General features: G+C 37.4%; 2 protein-coding genes. One reads left to right on the top strand and one right to left on the bottom strand.

Annotated features, from left to right (window positions below):
* The first annotated feature begins 338 nt into the window (after positions 1-338).
* Positions 339-1670, top strand: a complete 1332-nt coding sequence (locus tag BLS33_RS24505; protein ID WP_089895972.1) for a hypothetical protein — start codon at positions 339-341, stop codon at positions 1668-1670.
* A 299-nt stretch (positions 1671-1969) separates the two neighbouring features.
* Here BLS33_RS24505 and BLS33_RS25110 read toward each other — a convergent pair.
* Positions 1970-2186: hypothetical protein (locus BLS33_RS25110; RefSeq protein ID WP_218129653.1), on the bottom strand; the 217-nt coding region annotated here is incomplete at its 5' end.

Consider the following 2186-nt stretch of genomic DNA (forward strand, 5'->3'; position numbering starts at 1 on the left):
TCGGTACAGCAGTAATTTGAGTAATCATATCTTTAATTTTTCGTTCATTTTAAAGATACTCGACTTACTGCTTTTTCATCGATGCTATAATTAATTGCTGCGGAATTCCCTCGCGGAAATTCACTTGAATTAATTAACTTCGTTGTACGTCGGAAAAATCTCTAACGGATTTTCCGCAACTAACCATACACAAACCGTTAGCAACAAGCTAGGTTATAAAAGCATTAAAACTGCACTATTGGAAATTCCGATATTATCGAAAATAGGAGAATCATATCGAATAAAAAACTGAAATAATTTCACAGGGATTACGTTTGCATAATAATTCCAATACCAAAATGAAATTTACCAAATCCGCCGGCCTGATTTTTTTTGCTTTTTTGCTGCTAAATTGCTCTAACGATGAAGGCCCGAGCCCAGAACCAACGTCCGAAGAAAAATTCAATCCAAAACCAGAAGAGTCGGATGAACCAGAGGAGCAAGTTTATTTTTCTTATTACTCTGACCCGTATGAGTATGATGCCTATTCATATTCACAATGGAACGATAATTGGGTAATTTTGCACAATCAGGACGGCGAGCTTTTGGACTATAGGGAGTTCGCAATTGGAGACTCACTCGAATTTAAAGAATCCGTCGACAAGCTGAGTAACGTACAAACATTATCCGTAACTATTTTAAAGCATAGTTTAAGTGAAGGAGGTGGTGATCTGCATATTATGGAAACAAGTTCGGGCATCAAAAAGGGTACCATATGGGGATGGACCGTAAATGAACCTACGGTACCAATCCCTCAACCTACAAAGAGTGTAGGTGTGAGCATTACCGTTAATAATGTGCCCAATGTACATTGGTTTGACATATCATCGCTAGTCAATAATCACGTAGCGAGTAATCCGTTTTATCAAGAAACTGATGCGCTGAAGATTAGTAGTGTCCCTCTTTATGAGGGCATAAGTTATATACTATCACTTAGAGATGGGAATGAAGAAATAAAGTATCAGTTATTGGAATTACCCAATCCTTTCTCCAATATAGTTCTAGATTACGGTGAATTTCTAGAATATGATCGAGTTCTTGAAGTCGAAATACCTGAATACAAGGCCTACGTAGCTCGAGTGAGTGCTGGCAACAAATCGATAAACTATAGCAACAAAACAACAATTAGCAGTGAAAGTTCAGGACGCTTGGCACGGGGCAAAGCGAAGCTTGGATATATCAATGACTTTGATACATTCGTGACAAGCTTAGTCTTACATTATGATGACCAAACTATTTATAGCCGTTACAAAACAGGTGCGATTCCGACAAGCATTGATGTACCAGAGAATCCTCAATTTCAAGTGGGAGGCAACACTATTTATGACTATAGTTTTACCACCAATCAGAATTATTACCGTAATACGTCCACTTGGACATATGAAAATGAGGAAAAGGATATTATAACAAGATACAGTTTTGGAGGTAAAACAGACAATGGTGCCCTAGTTGGGGAATTACCGGACCAACTGCTGGAGAATTTCCCTAATTTGAATCTAGGCAACTTAAATCGGGAGGCCACATTACTATTTATTGGCGAAAACGTTGATTATATATCTGACGATAGACAAACCATAATGGGAGTAACCTCCTGGCAGAACAATGAGACCATCAGATTCAAAACCAAATGATTAGGGGAGCCTGCCTTTATACTCTTGAATTAGGGTCGTTATATATTTGCATTCTCAAATGAGAAAAAGATTTCAAATAGCTAGTAGTTTGAACCTACTTTAGTGCACTGGATCATTTCATAATATTGATTTTGTTTTAGTTCTTCGAGCAATGAAAATAAAGTTATCATTTGTCACATTTTGAATATAGATGCTGTAAAATATATAGTTGAATCATTTATAAAGGAAAATAACATGGCATTTGGTATGGCAAAAAGAGATAAAGCCAGTTGCTAACATTGGCTATATCAAATCGGGCGTTAAGTCCTATTCCCATGGGCTTGGTCGTGTTTGCTAAGTCCGCCAAATCTTTTGGATTTGGTAATTAAAAAAATAAAGATAATTACAAAACAAAAAGCTCTGGCTACGAGCGCAGACGGAAACGAAAAGGTTTCCTTGCTGCCCAACTTGCCATAGCCGAGACCGTTAGCAAACATTTTGGGCAAGTAGAAAAGTCCATTCTTTATCTCAAATTCT

Origin of the sequence: Kriegella aquimaris (assembly GCF_900103215.1) — a bacterium.
Taxonomy (GTDB): Bacteria; Bacteroidota; Bacteroidia; order Flavobacteriales; family Flavobacteriaceae; genus Kriegella; species Kriegella aquimaris.